Here is a 23,318-nt window from a genome sequence, read left to right as displayed (position 1 = left end):
CGCGTGAAGCGCGCGGGCGTTTACTGCTGCAATGCGCAAAGCGTGATGACCTGCTCCTCCGACGCGGTCCAGTGCAGCGGATAGCGTTGCCCCGCAAACCGCAGCGCTACGGTGCTTGCCGTTACCTCCACGATCTGAAAGTCGTCGAACCCCAGCGCGCGCTGGCTTGCCGTCGGCGTCGCCTTAAACCCACTCTCTTTCGCCGAAAACGCCAGCGTCAGCGCCAGCGGGAAGGGCAGGCCGCTGTGTAACAGCACCTTTTTTTCCACCTCGTTGATAATGCTGCTCTCCAGCTCCGCCGCCAGCGGTGGCGTAAACCGGCGCTCGATATCGACCCCCACCGGCCGGTCAGTCACTACCGCCAGCGCGCGCTGGCCGCAGTGGCTGATGCTGCCGAACCAGGGCGCGGGCCACAGCGGCTGGCGCCGATCGCCGATGGCGGGAGGCTGTTTTTCCCCGACCTCGCGCAGGGCGTACACCGCGGCGATGCGCCCGGCCAGGTGCTCCGCCTGCCGCTTGCGGCCCCAGCCGCTCAGGCTGGCGTGGTAGGGCAGCCACAACAGATCTTCAGGCTGGAAAGTCGCCGGGTCGAAATCGATCTGCTGCAGCGTATAGCCGGCCAGCGGCAGGGTGGCGTGATGGATGCGCATAGGGCAAGAATACCGTGGTTGTCCCCGCCCTTTATCCTGCAAGGGCGGGGCAGGGAGAACCCGCTATCAGAAGTGGGTGTTGACGCTCAGGTACCAGGTGCGGCCCGATTCGTTGTAGGTCTCGGCGCCGGCGCCGTACATCGTGCCGGTGGCACCCCCAGTGGTCTGGGCGTTGCCCGCGCGCCAGTGGCGCTTGTCGAAGACGTTATCCACGCCGCCGGTCAGACTAACGTATTTGGTGACGTCCCAGGTCGCGCTCAGGCCGAGGATGCTGTAGGGGCTGACCTCGTTCTTCTCGCTGCCGGTAACCGGTTGACCCTTATAGTTGTACTTCTTCGGCTCCTGTTTGCCGTACCAGGTAAAGGTCGATTGCAGCGAAACATCATCGCGTACCTGCCAGCTCAGCGTGGAGTTTAGCGTGTATTCCGGGATAATCGACAGACGATCGCCGGTCTCTTTGTTCTTACTCTGCAGCATATAGGTGATGTTGTTGGTCCAGTTGACGGTCTCGCTCACCGGGACGTTGAGCGTGCCTTCCAGGCCTTCCACTACCGCTTTCGGCACGTTTTCCCACTGGTAGAGATCGGTACCTTTACCGTTTTGATAGACCGGAGCATAGCCTGCCTCAATCTTGTTGCGGTAATCGTTGCGGAACCAGGTCACGCCCGCCAGCCAGCCGTCGCGTTTAAACTCAAGGCCAATCTCTTTGTTGATGCTGGTCTCGGCTTTTAAATCTTCATTCCCCTGCAGATAGCAGCCGTCTTTGCTGGCGTAGCAGCCCTGGCCTTTGCTGTAGAGAATGTAGTTCGGGTTGGTCTGATACAGGCTCGGCGCTTTATAGGCGCGGGCGATGCCCATCTTCAGCGTGAAGTCGTCCCACAGCCCTTGGGACAGGTTAAGGGACGGACTCCAGTTGTTGCCGACGATGCTGTGGTGATCGAAACGCAGCGCCGGGGTCAGCATGGTGGTGTCGGTCAGCTCCATGTTGTTCTCAGCGAACAGGGAGAAGATCTCCGCCTGCGAGTACGGGCTGCGGCCGGTGCTGTCGTAGCCCGGAATTTCTCCTCCCGACAGCGCCTGGGTATTGGAGGCATTATCCTTCATCCGCTGCTGGTTCCACTCGCTGCCCAGCGTCAGGTTCTGATTAACCAGATAGTCGAACGGGATGCTGACTTCGCTGTGCAGCATCACATCCGCCAGATCGATATCGGTGAACTGGTTGCTGTTGAAGATCCCCTCGGTACCCCCGGCCAGACCTTCGCCTTTGCGCGAGTTGCGGGTGCGTTCGTACTGCGCCCAGTTGCTGGTGGTCACGCCGTTGTCCCAGGCGCCGTTCCAGGTGACCGAGTAGGTGTTGCGGTACAGACGGTTGGTCTCTTTGCCGTAGTTCTCTTTCACCAGGTCGTTGGAGTTGGTGTTCTGAGTGTCGCCGGCATAGAGGTTCCCCTGGCGGCTGTAGCCGGCCTCAAACTCCAGCGACTGCATCGGGGCGAATTCCCAGCGCACCAGACCATCGATGTTTTTATTTTTTACCCCTTCGCGCCCGGCCGGCAGGGTGTCGGCATAGATCCCGGTGCGTTCGGACTGATGACCCTGGTTGATGTCCCAGGCGTCGGCCTGCGTTTTGTCGAGGTTACCGAACAGGCGGAAGCTGAAATCGCCGCCCAGCGGGCCGCTGAGGCTGAAGTTGGTGCGCTTGGTGGAGCCTTCGTCTTTGTGCTCCGGGGCGTTCATATAGGTGTTCCAGGAGCCGTGCCACTCATCGCCGGTTTTTTTGGTGATGATATTCACCACGCCGCCGGCGGCGCCGTTACCGTAGCGGGCGGCGGCCGGGCCGCGAATCACTTCGATGCGTTCGATCATCTCCGGCGGCACCCAGCTGGTGTCGCCGCGGGTGTCGCGCTCGCCGCGCCAGCCGAGACGCACAGAGTTGCGGCTGGTGACCGGCTTGCCGTCGATCAGGATCAGGGTGTTTTCCGGGCCCATGCCGCGGATATCAATCTGGCGGTTATTGCCGCGCTGGCCGCTGGTGGAGTTGCCGGTCAGGTTGACCCCCGGCATGGTGCGAATGATCTCCGAGACGTCGCGCGCCGGCGGACGCTTGCGGATCTCATCGGCGGTGATGGTGGAGACGCCCGGCGCCTGCAGGTTCTGCTCGGCGGCGGTGACCACCATGGTCTCTTCCGCGGCGCTGTTTTTATCGTCGGTGGCGGTTTCCGCTGCGCTTAACGGAAAAGCAACCCCGTAAATTCCCAGATTGACCAGCAAGGCCAGGGATTTGATCCTGTTATTCATTGTTATTCCTGCTTTTTTGTCGCCACGTTCCCCAAACGCCCCTTCCCACCGGGAGGGGAGGCGGCATAAATGTTGCCGGAAGAGGGCAAAGGCACTCCGTCGCTAGCTGAATAAGCTCTCTTCGACATGTGTTGTGAAAGACGCGCTTCCCACGGCGCGCTAATACGCTATTGCAAATGCAAATAGTTATCAATAATATTATCAATAAAGAATGACAATTAATTAAAAAAGTCACGCGATACATAGGGTTAATGACAGAATGTTAACGACAGGAAGCGAGGAGTGGTGGCGAACCCTGCAGGGGCCACAGTGCCGCGCGGTGGATGACGCCATCGAGGTGACGTTCTGGTGGCGGGATCCGGCAGGGGATGAAACGCGTTCTCCGCGCCGTCGGGTATGGCTCTATATCACCGGCGTGACCGACCACCATCAGAATGCGCGGCCGCAATCGCTGCAACGTCTGCCCGGGACCGACGCCTGGTGCTGGCGAACCACGCTGTCGCCGACCTGGCGCGGCAGCTACTGCTTTATTCCCTCCGACCGTGACGATGATTTTTCCCCTGAGGTGTTCAGCGCTGATAAGCCGGACCGCGCGCTGCTGCGCGAAGGCTGGCGCAAACTGCTGCCGCGGGCGATAGCCGATCCGCTGAACCCGCACAGCTGGCGGGGTGGACGCGGCCATGGGGTCTCGGCTCTGGAGATGCCGCAGGCGCCGGCGCAGCCCGGCTGGGACCAGCTTAATGCAGCGCATCCTCCCGCTCGTTGCCTTGAGTGGCGCAGCGCGCGTCTGGGCAACCATCGCCGGGTCTGGATCTACATCCCCGGCGAGGCCGTCGATCCGCAAACACGGCCGCTGGCGATCCTGCTTGACGGCCAGTTCTGGGCCGAAAGCATGCCGGTGTGGTCGCCACTGGCCGCGCTGACCCGCGAGGGGAGACTGCCGCCGGCGGTCTACCTGCTGATCGACGCGATCGATAACCAGCGCCGCGGGGTTGAGCTGCCCTGTCATCGCGATTTCTGGCTGGCGGTGCAGGAGGAGCTCCTGCCCCTGGTCCGCGGCCATGCCCCGTTCAGTGACCGCCCGGATCGGACGGTGGTGGCCGGGCAAAGCTTCGGCGGCCTGGCGGCGATGTTCGCCGCCCTCAACTGGCCGCAGCGATTTGGCTGCGTGCTCAGCCAGTCAGGCTCCTACTGGTGGCCGCATCGCGATGGCCGCGGGGAGGGCTTTATCGGCGAACGTCTGCGCCAGGGCGAGGCGTCCGCGGCCGGGCTGCGCATCTGGCTGGAGGCGGGCCAGCGTGAACCGATTATTTTTCGCGCCAACCAGGCGCTGCTGGCGCAACTCACCACCACGCAGCAGACAATTTTCTGGCGTCAGGTTGACGGCGGGCATGATGCGCTCTGCTGGCGAGGCGGGCTGACGGCAGGGCTTATCCAGCTCTGGCAGCCTCTGCTGTCGCCCCCTTAGCACAGCGCTTTACGACAGGAGTTTGATATGCAATTCAGTAACCCCTTCGACAATCCGCAAGGGCAGTTTTACATTCTGCGCAATGATCAGCAGCAGTACAGCCTGTGGCCGGCGCACTGCGACCTGCCTGCCGGCTGGGCGGTGGTGTGCCCCCCGCAGTCGGCCGAGGCCTGCAACGCCTGGCTGGCGGCCAACTGGTCAACCCTGACCCCCGCCCATCATGCGTCATAAGGAGCTGACAATGACCACTCGTTTACCGCTGGTTGCCGCGCAGCCGGGGATCTGGATGGCCGAGCGCCTCTCCACTCTGCCAGGCGCCTGGAGCGTGGCCCACTATGTTGAACTGCGGGGCGCGCTCGACCCGGCGCTGCTGGGTAAGGCGATTGTCGCCGGTCTGCAGCAGGCAGACACCCTCAGCCTGCGCTTTGAGGAACAGGAGGGGGAAGTCTGGCAGTGGGTAGCGGCGGAGCGCACCTTTGCCGAACCGCCCATCATTGACCTGCGTACGACGCCGGATCCGCATCGTGCCGCCACGGAGCGGATGCAGGCAGATCTGGCGCAGGATCTGCGCGTCGACGGCGGTAACCCGCTGGTGTGCCATCAGCTGCTGCGCGTCGGCGACGACCGCTGGTACTGGTATCAGCGTTATCACCATTTGCTGGTGGATGGCTTTAGCTTCCCGGCGATAACCCGGCAGATCGCCGCCATCTACCGCGCCTGGCAGCGCGGGGAAGCCACTCCTGAGTCGCCTTTCACCTCCTTCGCCGAGGTGGTGGACGAGTACCAGCGCTACGCCGGCAGCGAGGCCTGGCAGCGGGATAAAGCTTTCTGGCAGGCCCAGCGTCAGGCGTTACCGGCTCCCGCCTCACTCTCTGCCGCGCCGCTGGGCGGACGCGCCGCCGGGAGCGATATCTGGCGGATGAAGCTGGAGATGAACGCCGACGCCTTCCGCCGCCTGGCCAGCCATGTGCCGCAGTGTCAGCCCGCTGATCTGGCGCTGGCGCTCACCACGCTGTGGCTGGGCCGCCTGTGCAACCGGATGGACTACGCGGCGGGCTTTATCTTTATGCGCCGGATGGGCTCAGCGGCGCTGACCTCGACGGGGCCGGTGCTCAATGTCCTGCCTCTGGCGGTGCATATTGACGCCCAGGAGACGCTGGCGGACCTGGCGATGCGCCTCGCCGCTCAGCTGAAAAAGATGCGCCGCCATCAGCGCTATGACGCCGAGCAGATCGTCCGCGACAGCGGCAAAGCGGCAGGGGACGAACCGCTGTTTAGCCCGGTGCTGAACGTCAAAGTCTTTGATTACCAACTGGATATCGACGGCGTCGAGGCGGTGACCCATACTCTCGCCACCGGCCCGGTCAACGATCTTGAGCTGGCGCTGTTCCCCGATGAGACCGGCGGCCTGTCGCTGGAGATCCTCGCCAACAAGGCCCGGTATGATGAAGCCGAGCTGCGTCGCCACATGGCGCGACTGACCGCGCTGCTGGTGCAGTTTGCCGCCGATCCGACGCTGCGCTGCGGCGACGCGGAGATGCTCTCCGCCGACGAGCTGACCCGGCTGGCGGCGGTCAACGATACCGCTATGCCGCTGCCTGCCACCACCCTCAGCGCGCTGGTGGCCGACCAGGCGCGGAAGACTCCTGATGCCCCAGCGCTGGCGGATGCAAACTGGCAGTTCAGCTATCGCGAGATGCGTCAGCAGGTGGTGGCGCTCGCGCAGCTGCTGCGTCAACGCGGCGTGAAGCCGGGCGACAGCGTGGCGGTGGCCCTGCCGCGCTCGGTGTTCCTGACCCTGGCGCTGCACGGCATTGTCGAAGCGGGGGCCGCCTGGCTGCCGCTGGACACCGGCTACCCGGACGACCGACTGCGGATGATGCTGGAAGACGCCCGGCCGTCGCTGCTGATCGCCTCGGAGGATCAGCTGGCCCGCTTCAGCGATATCCCCGGGCTGGAGAGCCTCTGCTACCAGCAGCCGCTGGCCGTTGCGGATGACGCGCCGCTGGTGCTGTCAAAACCGGACCATACCGCTTACATCATCTTTACATCGGGCTCCACCGGACGGCCGAAAGGGGTGATGGTCGGCCAGACCGCCATCGTCAACCGCCTGCTGTGGATGCAGGATCGCTATCCGTTATCTGCCGACGACGTGGTGGCGCAGAAAACGCCGTGCAGTTTTGACGTTTCGGTGTGGGAGTTCTGGTGGCCGTTTATCGCCGGCGCGCGGCTGGTGATGGCCGAGCCGGAGGCGCACCGCGACCCGCAGGCGATGCAGCAGTTCTTCGCCCACTACGGCGTGACCACCACCCACTTTGTGCCGTCGATGCTGGCGGCGTTTGTCGCCTCGCTGGATGCCGACAGCGTCGCCGCCTGCCGCACGCTGCGGCGGGTATTCTGCAGCGGCGAAGCGCTGCCGACGGACTTGTGCCGCGAGTGGGAGCGCTTGACCGGCGCGCCGCTGCATAACCTGTACGGCCCGACGGAAGCGGCGGTGGACGTCAGCTGGTATCCGGCCTGCGGGCCTGAGCTGGCGGCGGTGACCGGCAGCAGCGTGCCGATTGGCTGGCCGGTATGGAACACCGGGCTGCGCATTCTGGATGCTGCGATGCGCCCGGTGCCGCCGGGGGTGGCGGGGGATCTTTATCTCACCGGCATTCAGCTGGCGCAGGGCTATCTGGGGCGTCCGGACCTTACCGCCAGCCGCTTTATCGCCGACCCGTTTGCCCCCGGCGAGCGGATGTATCGTACCGGCGACGTGGCGCGCTGGCTGGCGAACGGCGCGGTGGAGTATCTTGGCCGCAGCGACGATCAGCTGAAGATCCGCGGGCAGCGCATCGAGCTTGGCGAGATTGACCGGGCGATGTCGGCCCTGCCGGACGTGGCGCAGGCGGTGAGTCACGCCTGCGTCTTCAACCAGGCGGCGGCGACCGGCGGTGATGCCCGGCAGCTGGTGGGCTATCTGGTCTCTGACTCCGGCCTGCCGCTGGATACCGCGGCGCTGAAAGCGCGGCTGGCGGAACAGCTGCCGCCGCATATGGTGCCGGTGGTGCTGATGCAGCTCGCTGACCTACCGCTCAGCGCTAATGGCAAACTGGATCGCAAAGCGCTGCCGCTGCCGACCCTCGGCGGCGAGCGCAGCGGCCGGCCGCCGGAGCCCGGCATGGAAACTCTTGTCGCCGCCGCCTTCAGTCAGCTGCTGGGCTGCGAGGTGAATGATATCGACGCTGATTTCTTTGCCCTCGGCGGCCATTCGCTGCTGGCGATGCGCCTGGCGGCACAGCTTAGCCGCCAGCTGGCGCGACAGGTGACCCCGGGGCAGGTGATGGTGGCCTCGACGGTGGGCAAACTGAGCGCGCTGCTGGCGGCCGATCTCAGCGATGAGCAGGCTCAGCGCCTGGGGCTGGATACGCTTCTGCCGCTGCGCGAGAGCGACGGTCCGACGCTGTTCTGCTTCCATCCGGCCTCCGGCTTCGCCTGGCAGTTCAGCGTGCTGGCGCGCTATCTCAGCCCGCGCTGGTCAATTACCGGTATTCAGTCGCCGCGCCCGCAGGGGCCGATGGCCAGCGCCGCCAGCCTCGACGAGGTCTGCGAGCATCATCTGCAAACGCTGTTGGCGCAGCAGCCGCACGGCCCTTATTACCTGTTCGGGTATTCGCTGGGCGGCACCTTAGCCCAGGGCATTGCCGCCCGCTTGCGCCAGCGCGGCGAAGCGGTGGCCTTCCTCGGCCTGCTGGATACCTGGCCGCCGGAGACGCAAAACTGGGCGGAGAAAGAGGCTAACGGGCTGGATCCGGCGGTGCTGGCGGAGATTGCCCGCGAGCGCGAAGCGTTTCTTGCCGCCCAGCAGGGGCAAGCCTCCGGCGAGCTGTTCAGCGCCATCGAAGGCAACTATGCCGATGCGGTACGGCTGTTAACCACCGCACACAGCGCGAAGTTTGACGGCAAGGCGACGCTGTTCGTGGCGGAGAAGACGCGGCAGGCGGGGATGGATCCGCAGGTTGTATGGGGCCCATGGGTGGGCGAGCTGGAGGTGTTCAGCCAGAACTGCGCCCACGTCGACATTATCTCCCCGCAGGCCTTTGAAGCCATCGGGCCGGTGGTCAAGGAGATTCTGGGATAACGGTTGAGTTCGGGCTACAGCAGGTAGCCCGACTCAGGGTAGCGCAAGCCGGGGAAAGGGAGAATTACCGGCGGCCCAGCGGCACCACCAGCGGCGTATGCGCCACCGGATCCTCAATGATCGTGCAGCGCAGGCCGTAAATCCGTTCAATCAGTTCCGCCGTGACGATCTCCTTCGGCGCCCCCTCGGCGACGATCTTGCCGTCGCGCAGGGCGATCAGGTGGGTGGCGTAGCGGCAGGCCTGGTTAAGATCGTGCAGCACCGCCGCCAGGGTATAGCCCTTCTCGCGATTCAGCTCGCTCAACAGCTCCAGCAGGTCGATCTGATGGCTGATGTCCAGCCAGGTGGTCGGCTCATCCAGCAGCATAATCGCCGTTTCCTGGGCCAGCACCATCGCAATCCACGCCCGCTGCCGCTGGCCGCCGGAAAGCGTGTCGACGCTCTGCAGCGCCAGATCGCTGATCCCGGTCGCTCGCATCGCCTTGTTCACCGCCTCTTCATCTTCTTTGCGCCAGCGGGTAAACAGCGGCTGGTGCGGATAGCGCCCGCGGGCCACCAGCTCCTGCACCGTGATATCGCCAGGGGTGGTGGCATTCTGCGCCAGCAGCCCGATGCGGCGGGCAACCTCTTTACTGGCGTACTGCTGGATCTGCGCGCCGTCGAGCCAGACGTGGCCGCTGGCGGGCGTCATCAGGCGACTGAGGGTGCGCAATAGCGTCGACTTGCCGCAGCCGTTGGGGCCGATAATGGCGGTGAAGTGACCGTCAGGGATGGTCACGTTCAGCGACTCGGCGATGGTCTTGTTCCCGTAGGCCAGGGTTAACTGCTCGCCGCGCAAACGGGAGGGGACAGCACTCATTTTTTGCGGGACTCCTGAATCAACAATGCAATAAGGTAAATACCGCCGAGGCTGACGGTTAACACGCCAACCGGCAGCTGCCACGGCATAAACAGCCGTTGGGCGCCGTAATCGGCCAGCGCCAGGAGCAGCGCGCCGCACAGGGCCGACTGGGTCAGTCCCCAGCGGACCGTGCCGCTCAGGCGGCGGGCGATATGCGGCGCCACCAGCGCGATAAATGAGATCGGCCCGGCCAGCGCCGTCGAGGCGGCGGTGAGCACCACCGCCACCAGCATCAGCAGCAGGCGCGAACGCTCGACCTGCACCCCCAGCGCGCAGGCGGTATCGTCGCCCATCTCCAGCAGCCGCATCCGGCGAACCAGCAGGGCGCTGCCCACCAGCATCAACAGGATCAGCGGCGCCGACGGCCAGGTTTTACCCCAGGTCAGGCCGTTAAGCGATCCGGCGTTCCACAGGCCCGCAGAAAGGGCGGTCTCCAGCGAGGCGCGCAGCAGCAGCCAGGTGTTGAATGCCACCAGCATGGCGCGCACGCCGATGCCGATAATGATCAGGCGGAAGGTTTCGATCCCGTTGCGCCAGGCCAGCAGCCAGACCACCAGCGAGGTCAGCACCCCGCCGGCCATCGCCGCCAGGGCGATCGCCGTCAGGTTCTGGCCGAAGAGGACCATTGCCACCAGCACGCCGCTCCAGGCGCCGGTGTTAAAGCCCATCACGTCCGGGCTGCCGAGCGGGTTACGGGTCAGCGACTGGAAAATGGCGCCGCTGACGCCGAGCGCGGCGCCGATGAGCAGCGCCATTAACACCCGCGGCAGCCGCCATTCGTTCACCACCATCGCGACGTTGCGCGGCGCATCGCCGAACAGCGCCGAGAACACCTGGTCAATCGTCAGGGGCACCGGGCCTTGCGCCAGCCCGAGCAGGGAAATCAGCAGGCTGGCGGCCATTAGCAGCAGACAGCTGGCTATCAGGCGGCGGGACGGGGCAATCACAGGCCACCTCCCCGCGGCTGGCGGCGCACCAGCCAGATCAGCACCGGCGCGCCGAGAAAGGCGCTCACCACCGATACCCGCAGTTCGCCGGGCACCAGCAGGCGGCCAATCACGTCGGCAAACAGCAGCAGGGCCGGGGTGGCGAGCAGGGTGACCGGCAGCGACCAGCGATGATCGGCCCCCACCAGCCAGCGCGCCATATGCGGCATCATCAGGCCGATAAAGGCGATGGGGCCGACGACGGCGGTGGCGCTGCCGCACAGGACGGTGATGACGATCAGGCCGATCAACTGGGTGCGGGCGACGCGGCTGCCGAGGGCGGTGGCGGTATCGTTGCCGAGGCTCAGGCTGTTAAGCGCCCGGCTCAGCAGCAGGGCGGCGATCCCCGCCACCACCACCGGCAGCAGGACAATTTTCAGCGTCTGCAGGGTGCGGATATCCAGCGAACCGGCCTGCCAGAAGCGCAGCTGATCGTAGACGTCGGGGTTGAGCAGGGCGATGCCGTTGGACAGCCCTTCCAGCACCGCCGCAAGGGCGACCCCGGCGAGGGTGAGGCGCACCGGGCTCAGCTGGCCGCCGCCCTGGCTGCCGGTGAAGGCCACCAGCAGCGAGGCGCAGAGCGCGCCGCAAAACGCCAGCAGCAGCTGCTCCTGTGGAGAGGTGATCCCGAACAGCGCCGCGCCGAGGACGATGGCGAAGCTGGCGCCGGAGTTGACCCCCAGCAGGCCGGGGTCGGCCAGCGGGTTACGGGTGAGCGTCTGCATCAGCGCGCCGGCGAGACCGAGTGCGATGCCCGCCAGCAGACCGGCCAGGGTGCGCGGCAGGCGCGCATCCAGCACGATGGTGCAGTCGGCGCTTTGACAGGTTCCGCTAAAGGCGGTGAATACCGTGCCGATCGGCAACGATTTGGCGCCGATGGTCAGGCTAAGCGCGGCGGCTAAGGCGAGTAGTAGCAACAATCCGGGCACGGCGACAGAGCGTACCGCGGTCGTAGAAAACGACATAACTGACATCCCTGATATGATAATGATAGTAATTATCGTTATCGATTTTATTCAGCTATGGTAGCATGACCCACAGGAAAAAGGGTATTAAAAATAACGACAAGGCGCTGTAATGAACCGACAATCCTGGCTGCTTAACCTCAGCCTGCTGAAAACTCACCCGGCGTTTCGCGCCGTTTTTATCGCTCGCTTTATCTCTATTCTGTCGCTTGGTCTGCTGGGCGTGGCCATCCCGGTGCAGATCCAGATGATGACCCATTCGACCTGGCAGGTCGGGTTGTCGGTGACCTTGACCGGCGCGTCGATGTTTATTGGCCTGATGGTGGGGGGCGTACTGGCTGACCGCTATGAGCGCAAACGCCTGATCCTGCTGGCGCGCGGCACCTGCGGCGTGGGCTTTGTCGGCCTGTGTCTGAACGCCCTGCTGCCGGAGCCGTCGCTGGCGGCGATTTATCTGCTGGGGATCTGGGACGGTTTCTTCGCTTCTTTAGGCGTGACCGCGCTGCTGGCGGCGACCCCGGCACTGGTGGGGCGGGAAAATCTGATGCAGGCCGGGGCCATCACTATGCTGACGGTGCGCCTGGGCTCGGTGATTTCGCCCATGATCGGCGGCCTGCTGCTGGCCTCCGGCGGCGTGGCGTGGAACTTCGGCCTGGCGGCGGCGGGGACGTTTATCACCACCTTAACCCTGCTGCGTCTGCCGCAGCTGCCGCCGCCTCCGCAGCCGCGTGAGCATCCGCTGCGTGCCCTGCTGGCGGGGCTAACCTTCCTCTGTCAGAGCCCGCTTATCGGCGGGATTGCGCTGCTCGGCGGCCTGCTGACCATGGCCAGCGCGGTGCGGGTGCTCTATCCGGCGCTGGCCGGGAGCTGGCAGATGTCGGCCGGACAGATTGGCCTGCTGTACGCCGCGATTCCGCTCGGCGCGGCGCTGGGGGCGTTGACCAGCGGCCAGCTGGCCCAGACCGTGCGGCCGGGCGCGCTGATGCTGGCGACGACGGTGTGCTCCTTTGTCGCCATTGCGCTGTTCAGCCTGATGCCGCACTGGGCGTTGGGCGCGCTGTGCCTGGCGCTGTTTGGCTGGCTGAGCGCTATTAGCTCGCTGCTGCAGTACACCCTGATCCAGACCCAGACGCCGGAACATATGCTCGGGCGGATTAACGGTCTGTGGACCGCCCAGAACGTCACCGGCGACGCCATCGGCGCGGCGCTGCTCGGCGGGTTAGGGGCGGTGATGACGCCGGTCGCTTCCGCCAGCGTCAGCGGCTGGGCGCTGGCCCTCGTCGGCGTGCTGCTGGTGGGGCTGCTACGCGAGCTGCGCCGCTTCCAGCGCCCGGAAATCGTCAAAGAAAGTTAAGTAGGGGGCGATTGCCCGGTGGCGGCTGCGCCTTACCGGGCCTGGGGGCGCGGGCATTGTAGGCCGGGCAAGCGCAGCGCCGCCCGGCAAAGCGTTCAGGCTGGGTTCCCGTCCTGATGGCACAGCCCGCGCTAGCCGAACAGGCTGGAGAGACGCTGGAGCACCAGCAGGGCGCTGTAGTAGTCAAGACGGAAGGTCTCGGTGCCCAGCGGGTAGACGCGTTTCCCTTCGACCGCCGGGAGATGCGCCAGCAGCGGATTGGCGTAGATGGCATCGACATCTTTCTGGTCGCCAGCGAACAGGAACAGGCTCTGGCCGTTCAGTCCGGCCGCCAGGTTCTCCCCGCCCAGCTGCACGATATCGTGGCGTTTGCCCTGGCTGTGGCTGGCGGGCAGGCCGCCTGGCAGCGTCGCCAGACTAAAGCCCAACTGCTGGAGCATCTGCCCCTGGGCCGATTCCGGCGTCCAGATATTGGCGCTGTGCGCGGCCGCGGTATAGACGAGGGCGGTGACCGGCTGCGGCGGCAGCTTCATTTTTTCTTTTAACGAAACGAGCTGTTTATTGAAGTCGGCGATGCGCGCGCTGGCCTGCTGCTCATGGCCGGTGATCTGCCCCAGCTGGGTGAGCAGCGTTTGCCAGCTTTTATCGTCATAGTTGATGACCAGCGTCGGGGCGATCGTTTTGAGCTGATCGTACAGCGGCAGGGCGGAGTCGCCGCCGGTGGCGCTCACCAGGATCAGATCCGGCATCTGGGCGGCCACCGCTTCCGCGCTCGGTTCACCGATATACAACCGCGCCAGCTTGCGGGCTTTGGCGACCTCGCTCCACTGGCGCAGAAAGCCCTGGCTATCGGCCACGCGGTTGTTCGGGGTGGTGGCGCCGCTGGCGACCACCGGCGCGTCGATCGCCAGCAGCGAGCCGGTGAGGGTCACGCTGGTGGAGACAATGCGCAACGGCTGGCTCGGCAGGGTGTGTGTCCCGTAGCTGTCGGTGACCTGGCGCGGCCAGTCCGCCGCCTGGGCTGAGGTAATTCCTAAAAACAACAGCATGCCGGTCAGCGCACCGCGGCGGCAAAAAGAAGAGAAGTTCACGTCATCGCATCCTGATTCGAAGGGTAATAAATGCGTCTCATTTTCAACTTTGCGTTGACAGGATGCAAGCCAAAGTGGCGGCGCGATGACGTAACGCGGTTGACATGGCGGGCAATACCTTTTAGGTTAGCCAACCAAAATACAAATGATAATTATTCGTAATATATTTATCGTTTTTGGAGGATGATATGGAAACGTCACTGGCTGAGGATGTACAGAAACCTACCCGGACCTTGTCGCCGGACAGCTTCTTCTTTATGTCGCCGTACCGCAGTTTTAGCACCTCAGGCTGCTTCCGCCGCCTCTCAGCGCCCGCTGTCGGCGGCGATGCGCTGAACGGCGAGTTCCAGCAGCAGATGGCCGCCGCCTTTGCCGAGGCCCGGGCGGCGGGGATCCGCAAGCCGGTGATGGTCGGGGCCATCCCGTTCGACACCTGTCAGCCTTCCGAGCTTTATATCCCCGAGCGCTGGGAAGCGTTCTCGCGACCGGAAAAACAGCGTTCCGCCCGCTATGCCGCGCCGCTGGAGGCGATGGCGGTGGTGGATCGCCGGGAGATCCCGGAGCAGGACGCGTTTCTAGCCATGGTTGAACGCGCCGCCGCGCTGACCGCCACCCCGGAAGTCGACAAAGTGGTGCTATCACGACTAATCGATATCACTACCCGCGATCCTGTCGATAGCGGCGCCCTGATGGAGCGCCTGATCGCTCAGAACCCCGCCAGCTTTAACTTCCATGTGCCGCTCGCCGACGGCGGCGTGCTGCTGGGCGCCAGCCCGGAGCTACTGCTGCGTAAAGAAGGGGCGCACTTCAGCTCACTGCCGCTGGCCGGCTCCGCCCGCCGCCAGCCTGACGATGTGCTGGACCGCGAAGCGGGCAACAGGCTGCTGGCGTCCGGCAAAGATCGCCATGAGCACGAGCTGGTGACCCAGGCGATGAAGAGCGTGCTGGGCCCGCGCAGCAGCCAGCTGTCGCTGCCGTCATCGCCGCAGCTGATCACCACCCCGACGCTCTGGCATCTGGCGACGCCGATCGAAGGCACGGCGCTGGCGGAAGAAAACGCCATGTCGCTGGCCTGCCTGCTGCACCCGACTCCGGCGCTGAGCGGCTTCCCGCACCAGGCGGCGAAGCGCCTGATTGCCGAACTGGAACCCTTCGACCGTCAGCTGTTCGGCGGCATCGTCGGCTGGTGTGACGATGAAGGCAACGGCGAATGGGTGGTGACCATCCGCTGCGCGCGTCTGCAGCAGCGTACGCTGCGCCTGTTTGCCGGCGCGGGCATTGTTCCGGCCTCCTCGCCGCTGGGCGAATGGCGCGAAACCGGCGTCAAACTGACCACCATGCTTAACGTATTTGGCTTGAATTAAGAGGCAAGGATGATTGCATTTACCCGTTGGCCGGATGAGTTCGCGGCCCGCTATCGTCAAAAAGGCTACTGGCAGGATCTGCCGTTAACCAATCTGATCACCCGTCACGCAGAAAACGACGCCGTGGCGATTATCGATGGCGATCGACACATTAGCTACCGCCAGTTTAACCAGCGGGTGGACAACCTTGCCTGCTCTCTGCAGCGTCAGGGACTGAAGCGCGGAGAAACCGCGCTGGTGCAACTGGGCAACGTCGCCGAGTTTTACATCACCTTCTTCGCGCTGCTGCGCATCGGCGTCGCGCCGGTGAACGCGTTGTTCAGCCACCAGCGCAGCGAGCTTAACGCCTACGCCGCGCAGATTAAGCCGGCGCTGCTGATCGCCGACCGCGAGCACGCGCTGTTTGCCGACGATAGCTTCCTCCATGCGTTTATCGCTGAACATGCTTCCCTGCGCGTGGCGCTGCTGCGTAACGACGGCGGCGAGCGCGATCTGGCGACGGAGATTAACCGCCCGGCGGATAACTTTATCGCCAACCCAACCCCTGCCGACGAAGTGGCCTTTTTCCAGCTCTCCGGCGGCAGCACCGGGACGCCGAAGCTGATCCCGCGTACCCATAACGATTACGACTACAGTATCCGCCGCAGCAACGAGATCTGCGGGATCAACGCTGAGACGCGCTACCTCAACGCGCTGCCGGCGGCGCATAACTATGCGATGAGTTCCCCGGGTTCGCTCGGCGTTTTCCTCGCCGGCGGGCGGGTGATCCTCGCCGCCGACCCGAGCGCCACCCTCTGTTTCCCGCTGATTGAACAACATCAGATCAACGTTGCCTCGCTGGTTCCGCCGGCGGTCAGCCTGTGGCTGCAGGCCATTCACGAATGGGGCAGCAACGCGCAACTGCAATCGCTGCAGCTGCTGCAGGTCGGCGGCGCGCGCCTGTCGGCGACCCTCGCCGCGCGCATTCCGGCGGAAATCGGCTGCCAGCTGCAGCAGGTGTTCGGCATGGCGGAGGGGCTGGTGAATTACACCCGCCTTAACGACAGCCCGGAGCGGATCATCCATACCCAGGGCTGCCCGATGTGCCCGGACGATGAAGTGTGGGTGGCAGATGCCGAGGGCAACCCGCTGCCACGCGGCGAAGTGGGCCGCCTGATGACCCGCGGGCCCTACACCTTCCGCGGCTACTACAACAGCCCGCAGCATAACGCGGAGGCCTTCGACGCCGAGGGTTTCTACTGCTCCGGCGATCTGATTTCGATCGATGAAGACGGGTATATCACCGTTCAGGGCCGGGAAAAAGATCAGATCAACCGCGGCGGCGAGAAGATCGCCGCCGAAGAGATCGAAAACCTGCTGCTGCGCCATGAGGCGGTGATCCACGCCGCGCTGGTCAGCATTGAAGACAATCTGCTGGGCGAGAAGAGCTGCGCTTACCTCGTGGCGACCTCGCCGCTGCGCGCCGTCGCGGTGCGCCGCTTCCTGCGCGAGCAGGGGGTGGCTGAATTTAAACTGCCGGACCGCGTGGAGTGCGTAGCCGCTCTGCCGCTGACGCCGGTGGGCAAAGTCGATAAGAAACAATTACGTCAGTGGCTGGCCGAAGGCAAGCTGGGCTGAAGGAGAACAGAAAATGGCAATCCCTAAATTACAGGCTTACGCGCTGCCGGAAGCCAGCGATATTCCGGCGAACAAAGTCAGCTGGGCCTTTGAACCTTCCCGCGCCGCGCTGCTGATCCATGATATGCAGGAATACTTTCTCAATTTCTGGGGCGAAAACAGCGCGATGATGGAAACCGTGGTGGCCAATATCGCCGCCCTGCGCGACTTCTGCAAACAGAACGGCATTCCGGTGTACTACACCGCCCAGCCGAAAGAGCAGAGCGATGAAGACCGCGCCCTGCTGAATGATATGTGGGGGCCGGGGCTGACCCGTTCGCCGGAGCAGCAGCAGGTGATTGCCGCCCTGGCGCCGGACGAAAACGACACCGTGCTGGTGAAATGGCGCTACAGCGCGTTTCATCGCTCGCCGCTTGAAGAGATGCTGAAAGAGAGCGGCCGCGACCAGCTGATCATCACCGGCGTTTACGCCCATATCGGCTGCATGACCACCGCCACCGACGCCTTTATGCGCGATATCAAACCGTTCTTTGTCGCCGACGCGCTGGCGGACTTCAGCCGCGAAGAGCACCTGATGGCGCTGAAATACGTCGCCGGCCGTTCCGGCCGCGTGGTGATGACCGAAGAGCTGTTGCCGCTGCCGGCCAGCAAAGCGGCGCTGCGCGCGCTGATCCTGCCGCTGCTCGACGAATCCGACGAACCGCTGGATGATGAAAACCTGATCGACTACGGTCTGGATTCGGTGCGGATGATGGCCCTCGCCGCCCGCTGGCGCAAAGTGCACGGCGATATCGACTTCGTGATGCTGGCGAAAAACCCGACCATCGACGCCTGGTGGGCGCTGCTTTCCCGCGAGGTGCAATAATGGCGGCGCTGGATTTTCGCGGCCAGACCGTGTGGGTGACCGGCGCCGGTAAAGGCATTGGCTATGCCACCGCGCTGGCTTTTGTGGAGGCCGGGGCCAACGTCACCGGTTTCGACCTCGCCTTTGACGGCGAAGGCTACCCGTTTGCCACCGAAACGCTGGACGTCGCCGATGCCGACCGGGTACGCGAAGTGTGCAGCCGCCTGTTGGCGAACACCGAGCGATTAGACGTGCTGGTGAACGCCGCCGGGATCCTGCGCATGGGCGCCACCGACCAGCTGAGCGCGGAAGAGTGGCGGCAGACCTTCGCGGTCAACGTCGGCGGGGCGTTTAATCTGTTTCAGCAGACGATGGCCCAGTTCCGTCGCCAGCGGGGCGGGGCCATCGTCACCGTCGCTTCCGATGCCGCGCATACGCCGCGTATCGGCATGAGCGCCTATGGCGCCTCGAAAGCGGCGCTGAAAAGCCTGGCGCTAACCGTCGGCCTTGAGCTGGCGGGCAGCGGGGTGCGCTGTAATCTGGTGTCGCCGGGCTCTACCGATACCGATATGCAGCGCACGCTGTGGGTCAGCGACGATGCGGAGCAGCAGCGGATCCGCGGTTTCGGCGAGCAGTTTAAGCTCGGCATCCCGCTGGGTAAGATTGCCCGCCCACAGGAGATCGCCAATACCATTTTGTTCCTCGCCTCTTCTCACGCCAGCCATATCACCCTGCAGGATATCGTGGTAGACGGCGGCTCGACGCTGGGGGCGTAAATGGCCTGGAAACGAGCGCTCACGCTGGCGGCGCTGAACGCCAGTAGCGAAAACACCCTGGTGGCGCATCTGGGGATCGTCTACACCCGGCTGGAAGCTGGGCTGCTGGAGGCGGAAATGCCGGTGGATGCCCGCACCCATCAGCCGTTTGGCCTGCTGCACGGCGGGGCCTCAGCGGCGCTGGCGGAGACGCTGGGGTCGATGGCCGGCTGGCTGATGACCGAAGAGGGGCAGTGCGTGGTGGGCACCGAGCTGAACGCCACCCATCACCGGGCTGTCTCCAGCGGGAAAGTGCGCGGCGAGTGCCGCCCGCTGCATCTTGGCCGGCAGAGCCAGAGCTGGGAGATTGTGGTGTATGACGAGAAGGGGCGGCGCTGCTGCACCTGTCGTCTGGGCACCGCGGTGCTGGGCTAAGGAGCTGTTATTGCCCCGGCTCGCGCTGCGCTTAGCCGGGCTACGGTTTTGACGCCCGGCGGCGCTGCGCTTGCGCGGGCCTACGGTCTGCCCCGGCCTTCCGGGAATGTCTCAGCGATGTTGAGACCGCCAACACCGGCAGTTTCAGTCAGCATCGATGCCGTTGTAGGCCGGGTCAGCGCAGCGCCACCCGGCAAACTCACGGCGTAACTGGACCGATTCGGTCATCGACTGGCAACCCGCATAATCCTTTCATTCATTTTCCTGCCTTAAGTGATCTCGCTAGCAATGTGAGACAAATCTCTGTGGGTGGACGGCATCTGCGCTGTTTCGATGTTGTTAAATTCTGCGTTGTGATCTAGAAACAAAATGTAACATCCTGATTACCCTACCGGTGGACCACAACAATGAATAATTCAGGGAAATACCTTATCTGGGCACTGCTCTCCGTGATCGGAGCCTTTGCCCTCGGCTACATTGCTTTAAACCGGGGTGAGCAGATCAACGCGCTGTGGATTGTCGTCGCGGCAGTCTGCGTTTATCTGATCGCGTATCGTTTTTACGGCCTGTATATCGCCAAAACCGTGCTCGGCGTCGATTCGACGCGCATGACGCCCGCGGTGCGGCATAACGATGGCCTCGACTATGTCCCGACTGACAAAAAAGTGCTGTTCGGACACCATTTTGCCGCCATCGCCGGCGCGGGGCCGCTGGTGGGCCCCGTGCTTGCCGCGCAGATGGGCTATCTGCCGGGGATGATCTGGATCCTCGCCGGCGTGGTGCTGGCCGGGGCGGTGCAGGACTTTATGGTGCTGTTCGTTTCCACCCGTCGCGACGGCCGTTCGCTGGGCGAACTGGTGAAAGAGGAGATGGGGGCGACCGCCGGGGTGATTGCCCTGGTGGCGACCTTTATGATCATGGTGATCATCCTCGCGGTGCTGGCGATGATCGTGGTGAAAGCGCTGACCCACAGCCCGTGGGGGACCTACACCGTCGCGTTCACCATTCCACTGGCCATTTTTATGGGGATCTACATTCGTTACCTGCGTCCGGGACGCATTGGTGAGGTGTCGGTCATTGGTCTGGTGCTGCTGGTATTCGCCATTATCTCCGGCGGCTGGGTAGCGGAAAGCCCGACCTGGGCGCCGTTCTTTGACTTTACCGGCGTCCAGCTCACCTGGATGCTAGTGGGCTACGGCTTTGTCGCCGCGGTGCTGCCGGTCTGGCTGCTGCTGGCCCCGCGCGACTACCTCTCCACCTTCCTCAAAATCGGCACTATCGTCGGTCTGGCGATCGGCATTCTGATTATGCGTCCGACCCTGACCATGCCGGCGCTGACCAAATTTATCGACGGTACTGGCCCGGTATGGACTGGCAACCTGTTCCCGTTCCTGTTTATCACTATCGCTTGCGGCGCGGTGTCGGGCTTCCACGCCCTGATTGCCTCCGGTACCACGCCGAAGATGCTGGCGAATGAAAATCAGGCCTGCTTTATCGGCTACGGCGGCATGCTGATGGAATCCTTCGTGGCGATTATGGCGCTGGTCGCCGCCTGTATCATTGACCCGGGCGTCTACTTCGCGATGAACAGCCCGATGGCGGTGCTGGCGCCGGCGGGAACCACCGATGTGGTGGCGTCGGCGGCGCAGGTGGTGAGCGGTTGGGGCTTTGCGATTACCCCGGAAACGTTGACGCATATCGCTAATGAGGTGGGCGAGCAGTCCATCATCTCCCGCGCCGGCGGGGCGCCTACGCTGGCGGTGGGCATGGCCTACATTCTCCACGGCGCGCTGGGCGGGCTGATGGACGTCTCGTTCTGGTACCACTTTGCCATTCTGTTTGAAGCGCTGTTTATCCTGACGGCGGTGGATGCCGGCACCCGTGCGGCGCGCTTTATGCTGCAGGATCTGCTGGGGGTGATCTCCCCGAACCTGAAGCGTACTGATTCGTTACCGGCTAACCTGCTGGCGACGGCGCTGTGCGTGCTGGCGTGGGGCTACTTCCTGCATCAGGGGGTGGTCGATCCGCTGGGCGGTATTAACACCCTGTGGCCGCTGTTCGGTATCGCCAACCAGATGCTGGCGGGGATGGCGCTGATGCTCTGCGCAGTGGTGCTGTTCAAGATGAAACGTCAGCGCTATGCGTGGGTGGCGCTGGTGCCGACGGCCTGGCTGCTGATCTGTACCCTCACCGCCGGCTGGCAGAAAGCCTTCAGCCCGGACAATAAAGTGGGCTTCCTGGCGATTGCCAACAAGTTCCAGGCGATGATCGACAGCGGCAAAATTCCGGCGCAGTACACCGAGTCGCAGCTGGCGCAGCTGGTGTTTAACAACCGTCTCGATGCCGGGCTGACCATCTTCTTTATGATCGTGGTGGTGGTGCTGGCGCTGTTCTCGATTAAAACCGCGCTGGCGGCGCTGAAGGAGAATAAACCGACGGCGAAAGAGACACCCTATGAGCCAATGCCTGAAAACCTGGACGCGATGGTGACCCAGGCGAAAGGGGCGCATTAACCTGTGTGCCGGGTGGCGGCTTCGCCTTACCCGGCCTGTCTTTCTGATCCTCCCTCTCCCTTTGGCAGAGGCTCGGGGTGAGGGAAACAAAAGAGAAATGACTTATGTTTGACACCCTTTCCAAAGCAGGTAAGTACCTGGGCCAGGCCGCCAAAATGATGATCGGCGTGCCGGATTACGACAACTACGTCGAGCACATGCGCGTCAACCATCCGGATCAGACGCCAATGACCTGGGAAGAATTTTTCCGCGAACGCCAGGACGCTCGCTACGGCGGCAAGGGCGGGGCGAAGTGCTGTTAACCCTCTTTCGGCAGATAGAGGCTGATCTGCTCCTGCTTACAGCCGTAGAGCGCCGCCAGCTTTTCGCGGGTGCGCTTCTGCGGCCGGGAGTCCAGCGCTTCCAGCTGTGACACGGCGGACTGGCTGATACCGAGTTTCTCCGCCACCTCCTGCTGGGATAACCCACGCAGGATACGCCACGCGGCCTGCAGGCTGACGTTCTCGCTATGCATGATGTCGCACACTTCACCCGGTAAACCTACGTTATCGTAGATATCTGATTCGTAAGGGATGTCTTCCCAGTCGTTTTCATCATCGTCATCATACTCAAGCATGGCTAAACGCATGCGAAAATATTCACCGTAGGGAATGACAACATACTGTTTTTTTCCTTCTTCATCCTTGATGAACTGAATAGTCATATTCCGTATGCTCCTCATGAAGGTAGGTGGTGGTTGTCCGGCGTTTTACCGCCACTACGTAACAGGTATCACCCGGCGGGTCTCCGAAGGTGTAAATGACCCTGTAATCACCTAATCGCAACCTGTAGTGGTTTTCGGGAGAAGATAATTTCTTGATATCCGCGACAGGTGATGTTTTATCATCCATCTTCTCCAGCCTGAATTTAATGCGGTTCTGATATCGCGTATCGATTTTAGAAAATTGCTTCTCTGCTGTTTTTGACCAGACAATCTTCATCCGTACCTCCACTGTACGCCCACACAGAATATAAGGAAATAATAAGACTATTAGATAAATTCCGAATTTCTAATGGGTTACTGTAGAGCGGAGAAAAACCGGGAGAAAGCGGCAAAACGGGAACCGTCGAGGGTGCTCGGGAAGGCCTCTGCCGGACGACAGAGGCTTGCAGGAAATGTGCGATCAGGCGTTCAAACCACCGTCCACATCGAGACCGGTACCGGAGATCTGCCCGGCGGCCGGGCTGGCGAGGAAGGTGACCGCCGCGGCGATGTCTTCCGGCTGGCCGTAGTGGCCTAACGCAATAAGTTGACGCTGAGCATCGGCCTGCTCGCCGTCTTCCGGGTTCATATCGCTGTTGGTCGGGCCGGGATGGACGAGGTTAACGGTGATACCGCGGGGGCCTAAATCGCGCGCCAGGCCGCGGGTCAGGGAGTTGAGAGCGGACTTGGTCATTGAGTAAACCGCGATGCCCGGCTGCGCCACGCGGTTAGCCAGACAGCTGCCGATGTTGATGATGCGGCCGCCGTCGGACATATGCACCAGCGCCTCCTGGATAGCGATAACCACCCCACGAATATTGACGTTAATAAGCGCGTCAATGTCCGCCAGCGTCATGGACTCCAGCGGGCCGCCGCGCGCGATCCCGGCGTTGTTGACCAGAATATCCAGCCCGCCGAGGGAACGCGCCGCATGGGTCACAGCATCCTGTATCGCCTGCGCGCTGGCGCTGTCGGCCTGCACCGCTTCACCGTGCCTACCCAGCGCCTTTATTTCCTCGGCGACCGCCTGGGCTTTATCGGCCGATTTTTCATACGTTATAACCACATCGGCGCCGGCGCGCGCCAGCGACAGCGCGATAGCGCGCCCCAATCCACGGCTGGCGCCGGTAACCAGCGCCTTCTTACCTGTTAAATCGATCTGCATGATGACCTCGTTGCGAGAGTGGTGAGCATCATCATTAGGTATAGACGGTC

General features: G+C 63.4%; 20 protein-coding genes. 11 read left to right on the top strand and 9 right to left on the bottom strand.

Annotated elements, in window-relative coordinates; genetic code table 11:
- Positions 1-20: 20 nt before the first annotated feature.
- Together entD and fepA are read right to left on the bottom strand one after the other, a co-directional pair.
- Positions 21-650 carry an enterobactin synthase subunit EntD gene (gene entD / locus ABLV76_RS13165; protein ID WP_048294361.1) on the bottom strand — a complete coding sequence of 210 codons (630 nt, stop codon included), beginning with the start codon at positions 648-650 and terminating at the stop codon, positions 21-23.
- A gap of 66 nt (positions 651-716) precedes the next feature.
- Positions 717-2,945 (bottom strand): siderophore enterobactin receptor FepA, encoded by a 2,229-nt coding sequence (gene fepA / locus ABLV76_RS13160; protein ID WP_017899050.1) that lies wholly within the window; start codon positions 2,943-2,945, stop codon positions 717-719.
- Positions 2,946-3,204: 259 nt separating this feature from the next.
- Here fepA and fes point away from each other — a divergent pair, with 259 nt between their 5' ends.
- The 3 genes from fes to entF are packed head-to-tail and all read left to right on the top strand — an operon-like array spanning position 3,205 to position 8,536.
- Complete coding sequence (fes, locus tag ABLV76_RS13155) at positions 3,205-4,413, top strand: enterochelin esterase (RefSeq protein WP_348878347.1); 1,209 nt, start codon at positions 3,205-3,207, stop codon at positions 4,411-4,413.
- Positions 4,414-4,440: 27 nt separating this feature from the next.
- Positions 4,441-4,644 (top strand): MbtH family NRPS accessory protein, encoded by a 204-nt coding sequence (locus tag ABLV76_RS13150; protein ID WP_004178967.1) that lies wholly within the window; start codon positions 4,441-4,443, stop codon positions 4,642-4,644.
- 10 nt (positions 4,645-4,654) lie between these two features.
- Positions 4,655-8,536: an enterobactin non-ribosomal peptide synthetase EntF gene (gene entF, locus ABLV76_RS13145; RefSeq protein ID WP_348878346.1), complete on the top strand. Its 3,882-nt coding sequence runs from the start codon at positions 4,655-4,657 to the stop codon at positions 8,534-8,536.
- Between the two features lie 64 nt (positions 8,537-8,600).
- Here the strand turns inward: entF and fepC are convergent, their stop codons facing one another.
- Genes fepC through fepD form a run of 3 tightly spaced genes read right to left on the bottom strand, consistent with a single transcriptional unit; the run spans position 8,601 to position 11,388 of the window.
- Positions 8,601-9,395 (bottom strand): iron-enterobactin ABC transporter ATP-binding protein, encoded by a 795-nt coding sequence (gene fepC / locus ABLV76_RS13140; RefSeq protein ID WP_017899054.1) that lies wholly within the window; start codon positions 9,393-9,395, stop codon positions 8,601-8,603.
- Positions 9,392-10,384 (bottom strand): iron-enterobactin ABC transporter permease, encoded by a 993-nt coding sequence (gene fepG, locus ABLV76_RS13135; RefSeq protein ID WP_004178971.1) that lies wholly within the window; start codon positions 10,382-10,384, stop codon positions 9,392-9,394. The genes fepC and fepG overlap by 4 nt, the downstream gene beginning before the upstream one ends.
- On the bottom strand, positions 10,381-11,388 hold the full coding sequence (gene fepD / locus ABLV76_RS13130; RefSeq protein ID WP_004885733.1) for a Fe(3+)-siderophore ABC transporter permease: 1,008 nt from the start codon (positions 11,386-11,388) through the stop codon (positions 10,381-10,383). Before fepD ends, fepG begins: the two co-directional genes overlap by 4 nt.
- 112 nt (positions 11,389-11,500) lie before the next feature.
- On the opposite strand from fepD, the gene entS reads away from it, so the two are divergent.
- On the top strand, positions 11,501-12,742 hold the full coding sequence (gene entS / locus ABLV76_RS13125) for an enterobactin transporter EntS (RefSeq protein WP_348878345.1): 1,242 nt from the start codon (positions 11,501-11,503) through the stop codon (positions 12,740-12,742).
- A gap of 131 nt (positions 12,743-12,873) precedes the next feature.
- Here the strand turns inward: entS and fepB are convergent, their stop codons facing one another.
- Positions 12,874-13,791, bottom strand: a complete 918-nt coding sequence (fepB, locus tag ABLV76_RS13120; protein WP_153650209.1) for a Fe2+-enterobactin ABC transporter substrate-binding protein — start codon at positions 13,789-13,791, stop codon at positions 12,874-12,876.
- A gap of 230 nt (positions 13,792-14,021) precedes the next feature.
- On the opposite strand from fepB, the gene entC reads away from it, so the two are divergent.
- The 7 genes from entC to ABLV76_RS13085 all read left to right on the top strand — a co-directional run bounded on the left by entC (position 14,022) and on the right by ABLV76_RS13085 (position 21,663).
- Positions 14,022-15,197, top strand: a complete 1,176-nt coding sequence (entC, locus tag ABLV76_RS13115) for an isochorismate synthase EntC (RefSeq protein ID WP_048323344.1) — start codon at positions 14,022-14,024, stop codon at positions 15,195-15,197.
- Positions 15,198-15,206: 9 nt separating this feature from the next.
- Positions 15,207-16,814 carry a (2,3-dihydroxybenzoyl)adenylate synthase EntE gene (gene entE / locus ABLV76_RS13110; protein ID WP_348878344.1) on the top strand — a complete coding sequence of 536 codons (1,608 nt, stop codon included), beginning with the start codon at positions 15,207-15,209 and terminating at the stop codon, positions 16,812-16,814.
- 13 nt (positions 16,815-16,827) lie between these two features.
- Positions 16,828-17,679, top strand: coding sequence for an enterobactin biosynthesis bifunctional isochorismatase/aryl carrier protein EntB (entB, locus tag ABLV76_RS13105; protein ID WP_064178062.1), 852 nt, complete (start codon positions 16,828-16,830; stop codon positions 17,677-17,679).
- Positions 17,680-17,687: 8 nt separating this feature from the next.
- Positions 17,688-18,434, top strand: a complete 747-nt coding sequence (entA, locus tag ABLV76_RS13100) for a 2,3-dihydro-2,3-dihydroxybenzoate dehydrogenase EntA (RefSeq protein WP_335894754.1) — start codon at positions 17,688-17,690, stop codon at positions 18,432-18,434.
- Complete coding sequence (gene entH / locus ABLV76_RS13095; RefSeq protein ID WP_023319943.1) at positions 18,435-18,848, top strand: proofreading thioesterase EntH; 414 nt, start codon at positions 18,435-18,437, stop codon at positions 18,846-18,848.
- Positions 18,849-19,255: 407 nt separating this feature from the next.
- Positions 19,256-21,361, top strand: coding sequence for a pyruvate/proton symporter CstA (gene cstA, locus ABLV76_RS13090; RefSeq protein WP_348878343.1), 2,106 nt, complete (start codon positions 19,256-19,258; stop codon positions 21,359-21,361).
- A 104-nt stretch (positions 21,362-21,465) separates the two neighbouring features.
- Complete coding sequence (locus ABLV76_RS13085; RefSeq protein WP_004885759.1) at positions 21,466-21,663, top strand: YbdD/YjiX family protein; 198 nt, start codon at positions 21,466-21,468, stop codon at positions 21,661-21,663.
- Here the strand turns inward: ABLV76_RS13085 and ABLV76_RS13080 are convergent.
- The 3 genes from ABLV76_RS13080 to ABLV76_RS13070 all read right to left on the bottom strand — a co-directional run bounded on the left by ABLV76_RS13080 (position 21,660) and on the right by ABLV76_RS13070 (position 23,268).
- Complete coding sequence (locus ABLV76_RS13080) at positions 21,660-22,064, bottom strand: helix-turn-helix transcriptional regulator (RefSeq protein ID WP_023319945.1); 405 nt, start codon at positions 22,062-22,064, stop codon at positions 21,660-21,662. The genes ABLV76_RS13085 and ABLV76_RS13080 overlap by 4 nt on opposite strands.
- Positions 22,039-22,341: a type II toxin-antitoxin system RelE/ParE family toxin gene (locus tag ABLV76_RS13075; RefSeq protein WP_017899060.1), complete on the bottom strand. Its 303-nt coding sequence runs from the start codon at positions 22,339-22,341 to the stop codon at positions 22,039-22,041. The genes ABLV76_RS13080 and ABLV76_RS13075 overlap by 26 nt, the downstream gene beginning before the upstream one ends.
- Before the next feature lie 183 nt (positions 22,342-22,524).
- On the bottom strand, positions 22,525-23,268 hold the full coding sequence (locus ABLV76_RS13070; protein WP_004885764.1) for a 3-oxoacyl-ACP reductase family protein: 744 nt from the start codon (positions 23,266-23,268) through the stop codon (positions 22,525-22,527).
- Positions 23,269-23,318 lie beyond the last annotated feature (50 nt).

This window comes from Klebsiella sp. GB_Kp047, from assembly GCF_040065235.1.
Lineage (GTDB): Bacteria > Pseudomonadota > Gammaproteobacteria > Enterobacterales > Enterobacteriaceae > Klebsiella > Klebsiella quasipneumoniae.
This window is presented reverse-complemented; position numbering and strand designations above follow the sequence as displayed.